14 protein-coding genes are annotated in these 17,523 nt (G+C 63.4%); 10 read left to right on the forward strand and 4 right to left on the reverse strand.

Annotated features, from left to right (window positions below; all coding sequences use genetic code 11):
• The first annotated feature begins 30 nt into the window (after positions 1 to 30).
• From AACH87_RS13775 to AACH87_RS13815, 9 genes are all read left to right on the forward strand, one after another.
• Positions 31 to 1,449, forward strand: a complete 1,419-nt coding sequence (locus AACH87_RS13775) for an L-serine ammonia-lyase (protein ID WP_338795028.1) — start codon at positions 31 to 33, stop codon at positions 1,447 to 1,449.
• Between the two features lie 126 nt (positions 1,450 to 1,575).
• A complete protein-coding gene (locus AACH87_RS13780; RefSeq protein WP_338795029.1) occupies positions 1,576 to 2,472 on the forward strand; it encodes an amino acid ABC transporter substrate-binding protein in 897 nt (298 codons plus the stop codon).
• A gap of 155 nt (positions 2,473 to 2,627) precedes the next feature.
• Entirely contained in the window at positions 2,628 to 3,467 is an 840-nt protein-coding gene (gene hpnD / locus AACH87_RS13785) for a presqualene diphosphate synthase HpnD (RefSeq protein ID WP_338795030.1), read from the forward strand.
• The gene (gene hpnE / locus AACH87_RS13790; RefSeq protein ID WP_338795031.1) at positions 3,467 to 4,771 is read left to right on the forward strand and encodes a hydroxysqualene dehydroxylase HpnE; all 1,305 of its coding nucleotides are present in this window, start codon (positions 3,467 to 3,469) and stop codon (positions 4,769 to 4,771) included. The genes hpnD and hpnE overlap by 1 nt, the downstream gene beginning before the upstream one ends.
• 252 nt (positions 4,772 to 5,023) lie before the next feature.
• Positions 5,024 to 8,404 carry a diguanylate cyclase gene (locus tag AACH87_RS13795; protein ID WP_338795033.1) on the forward strand — a complete coding sequence of 1,127 codons (3,381 nt, stop codon included), beginning with the start codon at positions 5,024 to 5,026 and terminating at the stop codon, positions 8,402 to 8,404.
• Between the two features lie 132 nt (positions 8,405 to 8,536).
• Positions 8,537 to 9,535, forward strand: a complete 999-nt coding sequence (locus tag AACH87_RS13800) for a tripartite tricarboxylate transporter substrate binding protein (protein ID WP_338795034.1) — start codon at positions 8,537 to 8,539, stop codon at positions 9,533 to 9,535.
• Positions 9,536 to 9,614: 79 nt separating this feature from the next.
• Positions 9,615 to 10,280, forward strand: coding sequence for a response regulator (locus AACH87_RS13805; protein ID WP_338795035.1), 666 nt, complete (start codon positions 9,615 to 9,617; stop codon positions 10,278 to 10,280).
• Positions 10,281 to 11,741, forward strand: a complete 1,461-nt coding sequence (locus tag AACH87_RS13810; RefSeq protein WP_338795036.1) for a sensor histidine kinase N-terminal domain-containing protein — start codon at positions 10,281 to 10,283, stop codon at positions 11,739 to 11,741.
• Positions 11,742 to 11,980: 239 nt separating this feature from the next.
• The gene (locus AACH87_RS13815; protein WP_338795037.1) at positions 11,981 to 12,895 is read left to right on the forward strand and encodes a tripartite tricarboxylate transporter substrate-binding protein; all 915 of its coding nucleotides are present in this window, start codon (positions 11,981 to 11,983) and stop codon (positions 12,893 to 12,895) included.
• Positions 12,896 to 12,945: 50 nt separating this feature from the next.
• Here AACH87_RS13815 and AACH87_RS13820 read toward each other — a convergent pair whose 3' ends face one another.
• The 4 genes from AACH87_RS13820 to AACH87_RS13835 all read right to left on the reverse strand — a co-directional run bounded on the left by AACH87_RS13820 (position 12,946) and on the right by AACH87_RS13835 (position 16,335).
• Entirely contained in the window at positions 12,946 to 14,268 is a 1,323-nt protein-coding gene (locus tag AACH87_RS13820; protein ID WP_338795038.1) for a hemolysin family protein, read from the reverse strand.
• Positions 14,269 to 14,430: 162 nt separating this feature from the next.
• Complete coding sequence (locus tag AACH87_RS13825; protein ID WP_338795040.1) at positions 14,431 to 14,643, reverse strand: DUF2788 domain-containing protein; 213 nt, start codon at positions 14,641 to 14,643, stop codon at positions 14,431 to 14,433.
• Positions 14,640 to 15,488, reverse strand: a complete 849-nt coding sequence (locus AACH87_RS13830) for a DUF2189 domain-containing protein (RefSeq protein ID WP_338795041.1) — start codon at positions 15,486 to 15,488, stop codon at positions 14,640 to 14,642. The genes AACH87_RS13825 and AACH87_RS13830 overlap by 4 nt, the downstream gene beginning before the upstream one ends.
• 106 nt (positions 15,489 to 15,594) lie before the next feature.
• Positions 15,595 to 16,335, reverse strand: a complete 741-nt coding sequence (locus AACH87_RS13835; RefSeq protein ID WP_338795042.1) for an HAD-IA family hydrolase — start codon at positions 16,333 to 16,335, stop codon at positions 15,595 to 15,597.
• A 60-nt stretch (positions 16,336 to 16,395) separates the two neighbouring features.
• Between AACH87_RS13835 and hemH the strand changes: the two genes are divergently transcribed.
• Complete coding sequence (gene hemH / locus AACH87_RS13840; RefSeq protein WP_338795043.1) at positions 16,396 to 17,511, forward strand: ferrochelatase; 1,116 nt, start codon at positions 16,396 to 16,398, stop codon at positions 17,509 to 17,511.
• The last annotated feature ends 12 nt before the right edge of the window (positions 17,512 to 17,523 follow it).

Raw genomic sequence — 17,523 nt, forward strand, 5'->3', positions numbered from 1 at the left:
GCCTGAGCCAGCGCACATCTCACTGCACACATGTCCGTCAGCGTTTTTGACCTCTTCAAAATTGGCATCGGCCCTTCCAGTTCCCACACGGTCGGGCCCATGATTGCTGCACGGCAGTTCGCCTGCCATCTGCGAGACAGTGGCTTGTTGCCCGAGGTTCACCACGTCACCTGTGAGCTGTTCGGCTCTCTCTCTGCCACCGGCATCGGGCACGGCACGGACACCGCGGTCATGCTCGGCCTGGCCGGTCACGAGCCAGACACCATCGACCCTGACCAGATCACGCCCACCATCCAGCACATCCGGCAAACCCGGCAACTGTCTCTGCTGGGCACGCACCTCGTACCCTGGGCAGACAAAGAGCACATGCTGATGCGCCGCAAAAGCCTGCCCCGCCACCCCAACGGCCTGTGTCTGCATGCCTTTGATACGCAGGGCAACGAACTGGTGGCGCGGGAGTACTACTCCATCGGTGGCGGCTTTGTGGTGGATGAGCAAGGCGTGCGCGTGACCAACGCGGCTGCTGGTTCTGACGGCAATGCCGGAGCCGCCCCCTCTACCGCGGGCCACGGAGAAGGACTGCCCTACCCCTTCAGCACGGGCGCAGAATTGCTGGCCCGATGCCGCGCCAGCGGGCTCAGCATGGCCCAGGTCATGGCCGCCAACGAACAGCACTGGCTTTGCGAAGCAGAAGTGCACCGCCAGCTCATGCGCATCTGGGACACCATGGCCGGGGCGGTACGGCGTGGCTGCGCCACCACGGGAGAGCTCCCCGGCCCGATGCGGGTGCGCCGCCGCGCTGCGGAGCTGCACCGCAGCCTCAGCAGCCAGCCCGAAGCGGCACTGCGTGACCCGCTGTCCATGCTGGATTGGGTCAACCTGTACGCCATGGCGGTGAACGAGGAAAACGCCGCTGGGGGCCGGGTGGTGACCGCTCCCACCAACGGTGCCGCAGGCGTGATACCTGCTGTGCTGCACTACTACGTGCGCTTTCTGCCAGGGGCGAATGACCAGGGAATCGCCACCTTTTTGCTCACCGCGGGGGCCATCGGCATCATCTACAAGATCAATGCGTCCCTGTCGGGCGCAGAGGTGGGCTGCCAGGGCGAAGTGGGCGTGGCCTGCTCCATGGCCGCCGGGGCCTTGGCGGCGGTGATGGGTGGAACGCCCGAGCAGGTGGAAAACGCGGCAGAAATTGGCATGGAGCACAACCTGGGGATGACATGCGACCCGGTGGGCGGGCAGGTACAGATACCCTGTATCGAACGCAATGCCATGGGGGCCATCAAGGCCATCAACGCAGCCCGCATGGCGCTGCGCGGCAATGGGGAACATGTGGTATCGCTGGACAAGGTCATCAAGACCATGATGCAGACCGGTGCCGACATGAAGAGCAAGTACAAAGAGACATCGCGTGGCGGACTGGCGGTAAACGTTGTGGAATGCTGACGCCCTGCAACTGAATATGTGCCATTGGGGGCCACCCGAATGACAATGCACGGATGGGGTGACTGAGGCTTTCTCAGGCATCCCGTTCCACCCACCCGTTGCATCCGTTCACTCACCCTCTTCAAGATGTCACTTTCTCGCCAACTTCGCTCATGGGCCATCATCGCCACCCTCGCCCTGACAGGTGCATCGGCCATGGCCCAGGACACGCTGTCGCGCATTGCCAGCTCTGGCGAGTTGCGTCTGGGACACCGCGAAAAATCCCTGCCTTTTTCCTACAAGGACCCGGCCACGGGCAAAGTGCAGGGTTACACGGTGGATATCTGCCTGCACATCTTTGACGAGATCAAAAAAGAACTCAAACGCCCGGACCTGCGCGTGAACTACCTGCTGGTCGATGGCAAGAACCGCGTCACCGATGTAAAAAACAACGTGGTGGACCTGGAATGCGGTGGCACCGCCAACACCGCAGCACGGCAGAAGGAAATTTCCTTCAGCCACCACATCTTTGTGGCCTCGTCTGCCTTCCTGGTACGCAAAAGCTCAGGCATCAAGACACTGGACGACTTGCAGGGCAAGCGCATTGCCGTCCAGGGCAAGACCACCAACGAAAACCTGCTGCGTGCCAACGAACGCACCTACAACCGCAAATTCAACTATGTGCTGGTGGAAAGCACACTGGATGCCGTCAACGCCCTGGCCAAAGGCGACGCCGATGCAGCCTTTGCAGACGATGCAGGTATCTGGATTCCGCTCACGCGCCTGGGCAAAGCCATGGACGAGTACCAGTTTCTGGAAAAACGCCTGTCCGTGGAGCCCTACAGCATTGGCCTGCGCAAGGACGACCCCAAGTTCAAGGAGCTGGTGGACCGCGTGACCCGTCGCATGATCCAGAACGGAGAAATGACCGCGCTCTATAAAAAGTGGTTCAGTTCCGAGCAAGGCACGCTGCCCATCAGCGTGTTCATGAAAGAAGCGCTGCGCCGCCCCAGTGACATCGGGGTTGAGCAAATCGCTTTCTAAGCCGCAGAGGCTGTCCCCAGCCAGCGGCCTCTGAGGAGGCTGCACTTGCGGTGCTCGCCCGCTGAACGTGCAGCAGCCTCACAACAAAAACCCTGCTCAGCCCGAGCGCAGATTTTCGGCAGCGCGCAGGGACGCGCATGGGACAATCGCCCCCCATGACTCCGGAACAGTACGTCCAACAAAAAGCCGTTGCCTCGGGCAGCAGCTTCTATTACGCCTTCTTGTTCCTGCCAGCGCCACGGCGTGCTGCCATTACGGCCTTTTACGCCTTCTGCCGTGAAGTGGACGATGTCGTCGATGAGGTTTCAGACCCCGGCGTGGCCCGCACCAAGCTGGCCTGGTGGCAAGCCGAAGTGAACAAAGCATTTGCCGGGCAGGCCAGCCACCCGGTCATGCAGGCACTGATGCCGCACACCGCCACCTACGGCATCGAGCCCCGGCACCTGCAGGCCGTCATCGACGGCTGCCAGATGGATCTGGAGCAGACCCGCTATCTGGACTTCGCCGGACTCAAGGGCTACTGCCATCTGGTGGCAGGCGTGGTGGGAGAAGTCGCTGCGCGCATCTTTGGCCAGACCGATCCCGCTACCACGCCATACGCCCACACTTTAGGCCTAGCCTTCCAGCTCACCAACATCATCCGCGACGTGGGGGAAGACGCGATGCTGGGCCGAATTTACCTGCCGGTGAGCGAGCTGCAGCAGTTTGATGTGAAAGCGCATGAGATCCTCAAACGCCAGTATTCGGACCGCTTCACCGCGCTGATGCGCTTTCAGGCAGAGCGTGCCCACCGGCTCTACGACGAAGCGCTGGCCATGCTGCCCGCAGCAGACCGCAGGGCGCAAAAGCCCGGCCTGATGATGGCCAGCATCTACCGCACCCTGCTGCGAGAGATCGAACACGACAACTTTCAGGTGCTTCACCAGCGTATCCGCCTGACGCCCTTGCGCAAGCTCTGGCTCGCCTGGAAGGTTCAGGCACTGGGGCGCATGTAATGCGCGTGGGCGTGATCGGTGCCGGCTGGGCAGGCATGGCTGCTGCTGTGCAGCTGCAACAGCAAGGGCATCAGGTCACCGTGCTGGAAGCGGCCCGAACATTGGGGGGCCGTGCACGGGCTTTGACTGTGGAAGGGTCAGACGGTACGCCCTGGACCCTGGACAACGGCCAGCACATCCTGATTGGGGCCTACCGCCAGACTTTGGCACTGATGCACGCTGTGGGGGTACAGGCCGACCAAGCCCTGCTGCGCCTGCCCTTGGCCCTGATCTACGCAGACGGCACCGGCCTGAAGCTGCCGGACCTGCCCCCGCCGTGGGATGCACTGGTCGGCGTGGTGCGCGCCAAAGGCTGGAGCCCCGCTGAAAAATGCAGCCTGCTGCTCACCTGCGCTCGCTGGCAACTCCAAGGATTCCGGTGCGCCAGCCACCTCACGGTAGGCCAGCTGTGCGCAAGCCTCCCCACTAGGCTGCTGCAGGAGTTCATCGATCCCCTGTGCGTTTCAGCCCTCAACACACCGGCCCATGCCTCCAGCGCACAAGTTTTTTTGACTGTGCTGCGCGACAGCCTGTTCAGCGGCCGCGGTGGCTCCAACCTGCTGATTCCGCGCACCGACCTGGGTAGCCTGCTGCCGGATGCAGCGGCCCGGTGGTTACAGCTGCAAGGGGCTGAAGTCGTCATGGGCGAACGGGTGCACCACCTGGATCGCGCTGACCAGGGCGGCTGGTTGATAGGCCCACGGCACTTTGATGCCGTAGTGCTCGCAACGCACAGCGCTGAAGCAGCGAGACTGGCGCACGACTTGGCCGAGCACACAAGCCTTCCAGATGAGCGCACAGCCCTGGCGCGCTGGGCAGATACCGCGCAGGCCCTGCAGCACACGGCCATCGGCACGGTCTATGCCTACACCTCTACCAGTGGGCACACGTTGCCCCAGCCCATGGTGGCCCTGCGCCCCGGGCTCCACCAGCCTGCACAGTTTGTGTTCGACAGGGGCCAACTCGCCGGGCCAAGGGGTTTGCTGGCATTTGTGGTGAGTGCCAGCGAGGCGGACCGCGCCGTGCTGGAAGAGCAAGTCATACAGCAAGCCCGGGATCAGTTGGGCCTCACCCAGTTCACCCCCCTGAAAACCGTGGTGGAAAAACGGGCCACATTTGCCTGCACCCCTGGCCTGAACCGCCCACCCAATGTGCTGGCACCCGGCCTGTGTGCTGCAGGGGACTACACCGAAGGCCCCTACCCCGCCACTCTGGAGGGAGCCGTGATGAGCGGGCAAAAAGCGGCCACTTTGCTCTGCCAATAACGTTGCCGGGTACAGGCCAACCGATGCGGTGCGGGCGACCGACGGGACGAACGTAAACCCTTGACGAACGTCAAATGAAACCGCTGTGGCGTCGCAAACTGGCACCAGTGGTCTTGATCAAGGTTCAGTGGAGTAACAAACTGATACCAGTGCCCTTGAATGAAAGTCCATGCAGCCAGCACACCCACCCAGTCCCGTTTTCCGCCCTGACACATCCGTCGCACAGGGCAACCATTTACCGGACGCTTCATCATGAAGAGCTTGCGGCAACAATGGCGCGTGGTCGCCACGCTCAGTCTGGTGATCATGGCCTGCGCAGGTTACTGGTGGCACCTGCTGGGGGAACACCGCGAACAGATCACCTTCGCAGAGGAGCAAACCCGCCTGCGCGCAAGCCAGGTCTCTCAAACCCTGGCAGCGCAGGTGGGCTCGCAAATGTCTGGTCTGGAGTATCTGGCGCGCAGCCTCGCGGTGCTCTACGACGACAACCCGGAGCGAACGTTTACCCTTGCCACAGCAAATGCGCTGGCCACCTTTCCGCCGGAAAGCATCACACAGATAGCCGTGGCCGATGCGCAAGGGCGCATCGTGTATTCATCACTGGTGCCCTCAGGGCAACCCCTGCCAGAGGTTTCCATCGCAGAGCGGGCGCATTTTCTGGCCCATGCACACGCTGCGGAAAAGCGTCTTTTCATCAGCCGCCCGGTGCAAGGCCTGATTTCGGGCAAATGGTCCGTGCAAATGTCCTATCCGGTGGAGCATGACGGTCGCTTTGCAGGTGCAGTGGTTCTGTCCATCAACCCGGAATACCTCTCCCGCCATTTCCGCGAGGTGTTCACCCGTGGCAAAGATGTGGCACTGCTGGTGCGGGAAGACGGCGCATACCTTGCCCGCTCACATGTGCAAAGCGAGGTGCTGGACCAGAGCATTCCGAACGACCGGGAATTTCTCAACCATCCCGAAAGGAACAGCGGTACCTACGAAGGCCCTGCACCCATTGACGGCGTAGACAGGATGTATGCATGGCAGCGCGTGGGGCAATACCCGCTAGTGGTCAGCGTCGGGCTCGGCCGTGAGCAGGCGCTTCAGTCCACGCTCGAGGTAGTGCACCAAAGCCAGCTGCGCAACGCGACGGGCACCGCAGTGGTGCTGATTGCCTCGTTGTGGATCGCAAGCCTTTTCGTAAGGCAACGCCGCACGCAGGCCCGACTGGAACGGCACCGCCAACGCTACCGGCTGGCGCTGGACGGCGGCAAGCTCGGCACTTGGGACTGGCCATCCACGCTGGAATATATGCACTTCGACGCGGCATGGGCACGCTTGCTGGGTTTGCCACACCAGGCGCGCAGCCCCAGCCTGCAGGCACTGCAGGACCTGATTCACCCTGAGGACTGGCCCGCATGGGCGCAGGCCTTGCACGATCACCGCATGGCGCTGGCGGAAACGTTCGAGACCGAGTCCCGCTTCCAGCACAGCAGCGGCCGCTGGATCTGGTTGCACCTGAGGGGGCGGGTTTTCCGAAGCCATGCAATGCAAACCGCCCATGTGGCGGGCACCTATGCCGACGTGACCGCGCGCCATGCGGCGGAGGATGCCCGCAACGAACTCCAGCAACGGCTGAGCAAGCTGCTCAGCCAGGTGCCTGGCATGGTCTACCAATTCAGAGTCAGCAGTGACGGCACGGCCAGCTTTCCCTACGCCAGCCCTGCGATTGTCGATATCTACGGACTCTCCCCCGAAGCGGCCCTTCAGGACGCTCAGCCCATTTTTGACAGCATCCACCCCGATGACCGGGAAGCGGTACTGGCCAGCGTGCAGCAATCCTCCCAAAGCCTGCAGCCCTGGCAATGTGAATGGCGGCAGCGCAGGCAGGATGGTTCAGTGCGCTGGCTTGCTGGCAGGGCCAACCCCGAACGCGAGGCCGACGGTGGCACCCTGTGGCATGGCTACGTGCATGACGTGACCGAGCAGCACACGATGGTAGAGGCCTTGCAGCACAGCGAAGCCCGCCTGCGGCTGACGATGGCTGCGGTGCAGGACGGCGTGTGGGAATGGGACACCGAGTCCGACACCATCACAATGGACGCACGCTGCGCCGAAATCCTGGGCTACGGAATGCAACCCCAAGGCGTGCCCTTTGCCGACTGGACCCGGCTTCTGCACCCCAACGACAGCCAGACCGTTTTGACCACCCTGCAAAGGCAGGTGGCTCTGGGTCAGCCCTTTGATATTGAAGTGCGCCTTCGCACGCAGGAGGGCCACTGGAAGTGGGTGGAGATTCGGGGCCAGGCGGCGCCTGTCACCCCCGGCATGCCACTTCTTGTGATTGGCACCCAGACCGACATCACCCAACGCAAGCAGGAAGCCCACCTGCGCCAGGCACTGCTGGACAACGCGGCTGCCGCGTTGCTCATTACCACCCCCGAGCGGACCATTGCACTGGCCAACCAGCGTGCGGTGGAGGCGTTCTCGGAAGATGGGATGCCCCTGCAGGGCCAGAGCACACGCGCCTTGCACAGGCACGAAGCGGCCTTTGTGCACTTTCAGCAATATGCTGATGCCGCGCGCCAGAACGGAAATGCCCAGGTGGAATACCTGCTGCGTACCGCCAGCGGCGCTTTGCGCTGGTTCTCCATGCGAGGGACTCCGCTGGACCCCGACCAGCCGGAAGGAGACACGGTCTGGACCCTGGTGGACACCACAGAGCGACGCGAAACGGAGGAGGCCCTGGCCACAGCCCGCGCCCACCTGCTGGAGGTCATTCAGCACTTCCCCGGCGGAGTGCTGGTCCAGAACCAGTCTGGCAAGGCCGTGGTCATCAACCAGACCATGTGTGATCTGATAGGCACTACAACGCCCCCTGAAGAGCTGGTGGGATGGGAACGCGATGCCTTGAAGGCATTGGTGCCTGCGGAAGTGCTCTCTGCTCTTCCCCCTTGCGACCAACCCGTCGCAGGGCAGACCAGTGAGCACACCGAGGTCATGCTGCAGGATGGCCGCACGGTACGGGTGGAATGTATTCCGATGCGCACAGGCCGCGGCGATGACCTGGGCCAACTCTGGCTGGGTCAGGACATCACGGAGCGCCGTCGCCACGAACGCACGCTGGAGCGCCTGGCTGCCACAGACACGCTGACAGGCTTGGCCAATCGCAGGGCCTTCATGGCGAGGCTGGAAGCAGAGCTGACCCATGTGGCCCACGGTGCCCCCTGCGCCATGCTGCTGATGCTGGATCTAGACCACTTCAAGCGCGTCAACGACACCTGGGGGCACGCCACGGGCGACAAGGTTCTGGTCCATCTGGCCAAGCTGCTGCGTGGCAACCTGCTTCGCAAGGAAGACATTGCGGGGCGCCTGGGCGGTGAGGAATTCGCCGTGCTACTGCCTTCCACCAACGCCCAGGAAGCCCTTGCCATCGGTGAGCGGCTGCGTCAGGCCCTGGAGCAAAGCCAGGTGGTGACAGACGCGGGCGAAGTCATACGGGTGACGATGAGCATCGGCGTAAGCACTGTAATGGAGAACTCTGCAGACACCCTGGCCCGTGCCGATGCAGCACTGTATGAGGCCAAAAATACCGGGCGCAACAAGGTAGTGATGTCACCGCCACCTGCGGCAGAGTTGTCTGATCGTTAAAAGCGGTTCACTGTGGCCGAGAACTCGATTCACTGCGGCAATACAGCAACACCGACAGCATTCCGAAAGCTGGGCCAAGGCAGGATGCGAGCCACCCCGGAACGGGCTTACGAACACAACGCGGAGACATTCATGCCACATCTTCCTTCTCATTCCACACGCCGTCAGATGCTGGGCGCAGGTGCAGGCCTTGCCTTGGCAGGGCTTATCCCTTCGGGCGCTTCGGCGCAGGCCGCGTGGCCCAGCAAGTCAGTGCGCTTCGTGGTGCCCTTTGCACCCGGCGGCAGCTCTGAAATCGTGGCCCGGTCCACGGCAGCCGAGCTGACCAAGACCCTGGGCCAAAGCGTTTATGTGGACAACAAACCTGGCGCGGCAGGCAACATTGCCATGTCAGAAGTGGCCCGCGCGGAAGACCAGCACACCATCATCCTGGGTCACATCGGCACCCTGGCGGTCAACCCATTCATCTTTGACAAGCTGCCCTACGACGCCAACAAGGACTTCAAGCCCGTCAGCCTGCTGGCCAAAGTCCCCAGCCTGTACGTGGTGCATCCCGACGTTCCCGCCAAGAACCTCAAGGAATTCATCGCCTACGCCAAAAAGAACCCTGGCAAGCTGAGCTACGGCTCTGCAGGCAACGGCAGCGCAGGCCATCTGGCCTTTGAATACCTCAAGATGACGGCCGACCTGTTCATGCTGCATGTGCCCTACCGCGGCACCGGCCCCATGATGACGGACCTGCTCTCGGGCAGACTTGAGGCATCGGCAGTGGGTGCAGCAGCCATGCTGCCCTTCATCAAATCGGGCAAGGTGCGCTGCATTGCCACAGGCTCTGCCAAGCGCCTGCCCCAGTTGCCCGATGTCCCTACCGTGGCCGAGCAAGGCTTTCCCGGCTTTGAAATGACACAGTGGTACGGCATGCTGGCCCCCGCCAACATGCCCGCGGCCAACCTCGACAAGCTCTCGGCCGAAACGATGAAGGCCGTCAAAGCCCCCGCATCGCTGGAACGACTCAATGGCGACGCAGCGGAGGCCATTGGCGGCACACCTGCCCAGTTTGCACAGTTCATCGCAGCAGAGCAGGAGCGCTGGAAGAAGGTGCTGCTGCGCGCCAAGGTCAAACCCGACTGATATCGCCCCCACGAAGGCGCATGCCCGGCCGCGAAGAACCTGTTCAAAGGGCAAAGCCTGTTCCAAGTAGCATCGCTGCATGCGCATCCTTCTGGTGGAAGACGAACACAGCCTGGGCACCTGGCTCACCCGGGCTCTGGAACATGCAGGCATCCAGGTCGAGTGGGTGACCGATGGACGGCTGGCCGACCGCGTCTTGCAGCAGGCCGACCATGACGCGCTGGTGCTCGACCTCGGCTTGCCCGGCATGGACGGGCAAACCGTGCTGCAACGTCTGCGCGAACGCGACCAGCGCCTGCCTGCCCTCATCCTGACTGCCCGCAACTCGCTGGAAGAGCGGGTGCGGTCACTGCATGCGGGGGCGGACGACTTTCTGGCAAAACCGTTCGAGCTGGCGGAACTGGAGGCACGCTTGCATGCACTGGTACGGCGTGCCCGCGGTGTAGAACATCCCCGCCTTGCCTGCGGTTCGCTGGTGTTCGATACCGGGCGCAAGCAATTTTTTCTGAACGGAGCCCCCCTGCTCCTGTCACCACGGGAACAGGCTGTGCTGCGGGTACTCGTGCAGCGCAGTGGCGAGCCTTTTTCCAAGCAACAGATTCTTGAGCGCGTTTTTTCGGACGACGAAGACGTGCACCCCGAAGCCGTAGAAGTGTTTGTGCACCGCCTGCGCAAGCGGCTGGAGGGCAGCGATGTACGCATCACCACGCTGCGCGGGCTGGGCTACGCCCTGGAAAGCTTCTGAATGATGGGGCTGAAGCCCAAGCGCTCCGTCTTCGCGGGCGTATTTGTGCGGGCCCGTTTGTGGCAGCGGCTGGCCATGGTGCTGCTTCCCCTTCTGGCTGCAGTGACGGCACTGGAGCTGTGGATGACCCGCCACGACGCACTGGAAGCCGCCAACGCTGCTTACGACCGCTCACTCGCTGGAGCCCTCAAGGCCATTGATGCAGGCGTATCCACAGCCTCCGGTGGCCTGTCCGTCGAGCTGCCGTACAGCGTGCTGGAGTTTTTCGAACTCACGGCCAGTGGGGCGGTGTTTTTCAGAGTCGCCTCTTCCGATGGGCTGGTGGAGCTTGGCAATGCAGACCTGCCCTTGCCTGCGCAGCCTCTGGAGCCGGGAGTGCCCCGCTTTTACGACGCCACTTACTTTGGCGAAACCCTACGACTGGCCGCATTCAGCCGCCCGATCACAACCCACGCAGACAGCGCTGGCTCCGCACCCACCCATCCGCCAAGCCATGTGCTGGTGCAGGTAGGAGAAAGCCTGCAATCCCGGCAAGAGTTCACCCGCCGCTTTGTTCAACGTGCGGCACTGCGCGATGGGCTGGTACTGGCATTGATGCTGCTGGGCACTGCAGGCACCTTGGCTGTAGCGCTGCGCCCGCTGGCACGCATGGCGCAAGATGTGGAGCAGCGCACCGCCGAAGACCTCGCGCCAATAGCGGCAGAACACTTGCCTGCAGACATACGCCCCCTGGTGCAGGCGGTCAACCAGCACATGCAGCGCAACCAGGCGCTGGTGCGACAACAGCGCGATTTTCTGGACGACGCATCCCACCAGCTGCGCACGCACCTGACGACGCTGCAGATGCAGATCGATTGCGCGCGGCGCGAGCCCGACGCAGCCGAGGTGCAAAACACCCTGACGGCCATCGCTGCAGAGATTTCGCGCGCCACCCGCAGCACGCAGCAACTGCTGGCGCTGGGCCGCAGTGACACCGCCGCGCTCACGCTGGCACCGTTGGATTTGCCTGCACTCCTGCGCACCGTGGCCCTGGAGCTGCTGCCACTGGCGCGCACACGGCAGATTGATCTGGGCATCCAGCCCCCCGGCACCACCTACGCCACGGCTGTGGCCGACGGAGACCTGATGCGCGAAGCGCTGCGCAACCTGGCGGCCAACGCCGTCACCTACTGCCCTGCGGGCAGCACGGTCACCCTGTGTGCCGCGGGCGACCCATTGGGCTGGAGCCTGCGGGTGGAAGACAACGGCCCCGGCCTTACTTCGGGCGAACTGTCTGCCTTGGGCACGCGGTTTCGCCGTGGAACAGCAGCCAGTGCGCCTGGCTCTGGACTGGGGCTGTCAATAGCGCGCTCCATCGCAGAGCGGCACCAAGGAACCCTGCGCCTGGAAAACCGTGAACAGGGCCGAGGGCTGATCGCCACCGTGTGGTGGCCCCGCAAGCCTAGTCCACTGAATCCTTGAAATCAGCGGACTAGCCCTTCGGCACAGCCATAATCTCGGGCCCCAGGCCAGCCATGAAGATGCCCCTCCCCGCCTTTGCCACAAGACCGCCGCGCACCCCGAACAGGCGCCATGCCTTGTGTGCGCTGGCTGCGCCCCTGCTGACCAGCACCTGGGGGAGCGCGTTGGCAAACACAGCACCTGCAGCCACCACGACTCATGCCTCGCCAACCGGGCCGTGGCCGTCACAAGCGGAGTGCGTGGCCCCCTCCAAACCTGGGGGTGGCTTTGACCTGACCTGCACGCTGACCACACAGGCCTTGGCCGTCTTGCGCCCGAGCATCACGGTACAAACCCGCTACCTGCCGGGCGGCATTGGCGCTGTGGCTTTTGACCAGGCCGCCACGGGCAGGCTGGGTGGTTCAGGTACCTTGGTGGCGTTCTCCAGTGGCTCGCTTCTGAACATTGCGCAAGGCCGTTTCGGGCCTCACGGCATTCAGGCGGTACGCTGGATCGCCACGCTGGGCACCGACTACGGGGTCATCGCCGTGCACCAGGAAAGCCCCTACCAAACCCTGGCGCAGCTGATAAAGGCCCTGCGCGATGGCGCACCCAGGCTGGTGTTTGGTGCGGGCGGTACCCTGGGCAGCCAGGACTGGATGAAAGCGGCACTGCTGGCGCGGCATGCCGGACAAGAGCCGCGCAACATGCGCTTCGTATCGTTCGAGGGTGGAGGTGAAGCCATCAAGGCCCTGCAAGGCGGCCACATCCAGGTCTTTACAGGCGATGCCGCTGAAGCCATGCGCGCCCTGAACCAGGGGGCCACCTTCAGACTGCTGGCAGTGCTGTCACCCCACCGGCTCAACGGCCCGTTGCGCACTGCACCGACTGCAAAGGAACAAGGCATCGCACTGGTGTGGCCCACTGTGCGTGGCGTCTACATGGGCGCAGGCACGCCAGACGCGGTGGCCGATGCGTGGACGGCCGCATTCACCCAGGCCCACGCCGCGCCCGGCTACGCCGCGCTTTGCGAGGCGGTGGGCCTGCAGCCCCACCGCCTGACAGGCGCGGCCTTGCAGGCGTTTGTGCAAAAAAGCGTGGATGAATACCAGCAGCTGGCCAAGGAGCTGGGGCTGCAGATGTGGAAGTCCCAAGGCCTGAAGCAGGCCCCCTGAACAGATTTCCTGAGCAGGCCCTCTAAGCCTGCTTCCTGCTCAGACCCTGATCAGACCGCTTCTACGGCAGAGGCCGCAGGCTGCTCAGGCTGCGCAATGCGGGTGGCCAGCACCTTGTCGATGGTCTTGCCGTCCATGTCCACCACCTCCAGCTTCCAGTCTTCCCACTGAACGGTGTCGGTCACCTTGGGCAAACGGCCCGTCAGCAACATGACCATGCCGCTCAGGGTGTGGTAGCGGCCCTTTTCTTCTTCCGGCACTGCATCCAGGTTCAGCCGATCCTTCAGCTCAGGCACGGGAATATGCCCATCCAGCAGCCAGCTGCCGTCTTCCCGCTGCAAGGCCCAGGAGGTCTCTGGGTCGCGTGGCTGGAATTCCCCAGTGATGGCCTCGATCAGATCCTGCAGCGTGACAATACCCTGCACTTCGCCATATTCGTCGATGACAAACGCCATGTGCACATCCGAAAGGCGGAAGTTGTCCAGCAACTCCATGCCCGTGATCGTCTCAGGCACATACAGCGCAGTCTGCAGGTGCTGGTCGGCCAGGGTATGGGAAGGGTCCCGCAATGCGCGAGACAGCCACTGGCGCGCATTGATCACGCCCAGCAGGTTGTCCATACCGCCCCGCACCACCGGAAAGCGGGCGTGGTCTGATTCTTCAATGCGGCGTAGGTTTTCCTCAAAAGGCGCATCCAGGTCCAGGCACACGACATCGCCGCGGGGCACCATCAGCGAACCGATCTGGCGGTCGTCCAGACGGAACACATTGCGCACCATGGTGTGCTCATGCGACTCGATCACGCCCGCCGTGGTGCCTTCCACCAGCATGGCGTGAATTTCTTCTTCCGTCACCGGGCTGCCACTGGTTTCCTTCACACCCAACAGGCGCAGCAAGGTGCGCGTGGAGCCCGAAAGCAGCAGCACGAATGGCTTGGTGGCCAAGGCCAGCAGGTTGATAGGGCGGGCCACCAGGCGTGCAAAAGTCTCAGGGTAAGACTGCCCGATGCGCTTGGGCACCAGTTCTCCCACCACGATGGAGAAATAGGTGATCAGCACCACCACCAGCCCGGTCGCCGCGTAGTTGCCATAGGGCGAAGGCACGCCCACGCTGGCCAGCCACAGGCCCAGGGGTTCGGCCAATGCCGCTTCACCCACGATACCGTTGAGCACACCGATCGACGTGATGCCGATCTGAATGGTAGAGAGAAAACGTGTGGGGTCTTCCCCCAGTTTCACGGCGGCGGCTGCGCCGTTGTCGCCCTCATCAATCAGCTTTTGCAAACGGGCCTTGCGCGCAGTCACCAGCGCAATTTCCGACATGGCGAATACCCCGTTGAGGCAGATGAGGGCGAACAGTATTGCTATTTCCATATGAAGGGTGCCTGACGCACCCTGTGTACCAAGAAGCTATTGATTGTAAGAAACTCTGCCAAAACCCTTGTGAAACGGCGATGACAGGTCACAAAGTGGACACCTTCATCAGGCGCATGCAAGAGGCGTGCAAGCCTTTTTCTGAGGGTCGCACACGGGCAGCTAACGCGTCAGCCACCACTGGATGACGACCTTGGCCAGAAAGCCCAGGAAGCCCACCCCCAGCCCCAGGAACAGCACAAAGGTGCCAAACCGCCCGGCCTTGGATTCCCACGCCAGCTGCCCGATGATGAACAGCATGTACAGGATGAAAGCCCCCACCCCGTAGGTGAGGAAGAAGCCAGAGATCTGCGCTTCGGTAAAACCAAAAATCACGATGCAACCCCACTGCCTTGCCCATGGTCTGCCGGGGCATCACGCAGGGGCAGGCTTGAAGCGTCTACCAGATCGCGATAGGCATGCCAGCTGGCATGGCCCAGCATGGGCATCACAAAAATCAGCCCCAGCAGCAGGGAACCCAGCCCCAGCAGCGTAAAGCCCAGAATCAAGGCCGCCCAGAACGCCATGGGCAGCGGATTGGCCACCACCACCTGCCAACTGGTCAGCACCGCCAGGCGCAGCGATGCGCGGCGGTCCAGCAGCAGCGGCATCGCCACCACGCTGGATGCAAAAATGGGCGCAGCCAACAGGCTGCCCAGCGCCAGCCACAGCTCAAACAGCCAGCCATCGTTGGCCAGCACCACATGGTGCATAAAGTCCATGGGCGTGTTCACCGGCATGGGGGCCAGCAGCGTGATGAATGCGGCCGAAGTGACCACCCAGCCTGTGGCCGCCAGGGCCAGCAGCGCACCAAACTGCAGCATGCACCAGTAGTCGCTGCCCCATTTGTTGATGTGGCTGTTCTGCCAGTTCAGCCAGGTTTTCAGCACCACCCCCATGTTGGCGGCCTGCTTTTGCTCCAGCGCCCGGCTCAGGGCATACAGGCTGGTTGCCAGCACCGGGGCCACCACCAGAAACCCCGACAAGGCACCCGCCAGCAACCAGAACCGCTGGCCCGCCACGGTAAAAATCAGCGCCCCCAGCGCGGTAAGCGCCAGCCCGTGGGCAAAGCTGATCCAGCCCGAGCGCGCCATGTCGCGCCAGGCCAGCACGAGCCAGGTCATGGGCTGCATCAGCCCCACGGTACGAACGTGCGGCAGGGAAAGCGGTGTCTTGGGCATGGCGGAGGTCACCTGTTTCTTCAAGCAATCAGCTGGCAATCAAAAAGGCAATCGAAGGGCAGTCGTCACAGTGCATCAGCGAACCACCTGGCAAACCCGTCAGCCCTCAGGCCAGCAAACGGCACAGCTCAGACAGGCTCCCCACCGTAGCGTGGGGTTGCGAGCCGTGCGGCCATTCGTGCCCTGCTGCGTTCAGCCACACCGCCTGCATGCCTGCGGCCAGGGCGCCCAGGGCATCGGCTGTGGCGTCGTCGCCCACGTGCAGCACCTCGTGGGGCTGCACCTGCGCGGCGCGCGCTGCCTCGTGAAAAATGCGCGCATCGGGCTTGGGCACACCAAACTCCTTGGCGTGGATGCTGGCCGTGAAATAGTGGCCAATGCCCACCCGCTGCACGTCGGCATTTCCGTTGGACAAAGCCACCACCGGGTAGCGTGCCGATAGAAAAGCCAGCGTGTCGTGGGCATCGTCAAACAGCTCCACGCGCTGGCGCTGGTCAAAAAACACATCAAACGCGGGCTCTGCCAGGGCGGGCTCGTCACCCGCCTGCACCAGCGCGAGGCGAATGGACTCCAGCCGCAACGCACTCAGGTCATGCACCAGGTCAGGCCGCAGCGTCACCATCTGGTTGCGTATGGCGCGCAGCGCCTCGGTGTTGGCAAACAGCCGGGCGGTGGCGGGGGCGTGCAGCGTCAGCCACTGCAGCAGCACCTCTTCGGCCTTGGCAATGGTGGGCCAGATGGGCCACAGGGTGTCGTCCAGGTCGATGGAAATGGCGCGGATGCGGCCCACGTCCAGCGTTGCGGCAGAGCCTGGGGATTGATGCGTGTCAAGAGAAGAAGGCAGCATGGAACGCTGAGAATACTCCACCACCGGCCGGGCCTCCGGCGCATTTGCCACAATCGCCTCATGCTCTCTCCTTTCTCCCCAGAACCCCCCTACACCCACGGCCAGGCAGAACGCACCGCCGTGCTGCTGTGCAACCTGGGCACGCCCGATGAGCCCACCGCCCCCGCGCTGCGGCGCTACCTGGGCCAGTTCCTGTCGGACCACCGCGTGGTGGAGATTCCCAAACCCCTGTGGATGCTCATCCTGCACGGCATCATCCTGCGGGTGCGGCCCGCCAAGTCGGCCGCCAAATACGCCAGTGTGTGGACGCCCGAGGGCTCGCCCCTGGCGGTGTGGACGGCCAAGCAGGCCACGCTGCTGCGCGGCTGGCTGGGCGAGGCCGGGCACAACGTGCTGGTGCGCCACGCCATGCGCTACGGCAACCCCTCCATTGCCAGCCAGCTTGAGGCGCTCAAGGCCGAGGGGGCCACACGCATCCTGATCCTGCCGCTGTACCCGCAATACTCCGGCACCACCACCGCCAGCGTGTTTGACGCGGTCTACACCTGGGCCGCCCGCACCCGCAACGTGCCCGAGCTGCGCTTTGTGAACCACTACCACGACGACACCGGCTATATCGACGCCCTGGCCCGCACCGTGGAAACCCACTGGCGGCACAACGGCCAGCCCGACCAGCTGGTGATGAGCTTTCACGGCGTGCCCGAACGCACCCTGCACCTGGGCGACCCCTACCACTGCGAGGCCCGCAAAACCGGCCGCCTGCTGGCCGAGCGCCTGGACCTGCGCGAAGACCGCTACCAGATCACCTTCCAGTCGCGCTTTGGCAAGGCCAAGTGGCTGGAGCCCTACACCCAGCCCACCATCGAAGCCCTGGCCCAAAAAGGCACGCGCCGTGTGGACGTGATCTGCCCTGGCTTTACCAGCGACTGCCTGGAAACGCTGGAAGAAATCAACATGGAAGTGCGCGAGGCCTTTTTGCACCACGGCGGCAAGGAGTTCCACTACATCCCGTGCCTGAACGACAACAGCCACTGGATCACGGCCCTGAGCCGCGTGGCCCAGCAGCACCTGCAGGGCTGGCCCACCCAGGTGCCGCCCGATGCGGTGCTGCAGCAGGTCAGGCAGCATGCGCTGGCGGGCGGTGCGCCCCAGGGCCGCTGCCCGGTGGCACACTGAGCCCCACTGCGG

Origin of the sequence: Acidovorax sp. DW039, assembly GCF_037101375.1 — a bacterium.
In the GTDB taxonomy this organism is placed as follows: domain Bacteria; phylum Pseudomonadota; class Gammaproteobacteria; order Burkholderiales; family Burkholderiaceae_C; genus Acidovorax.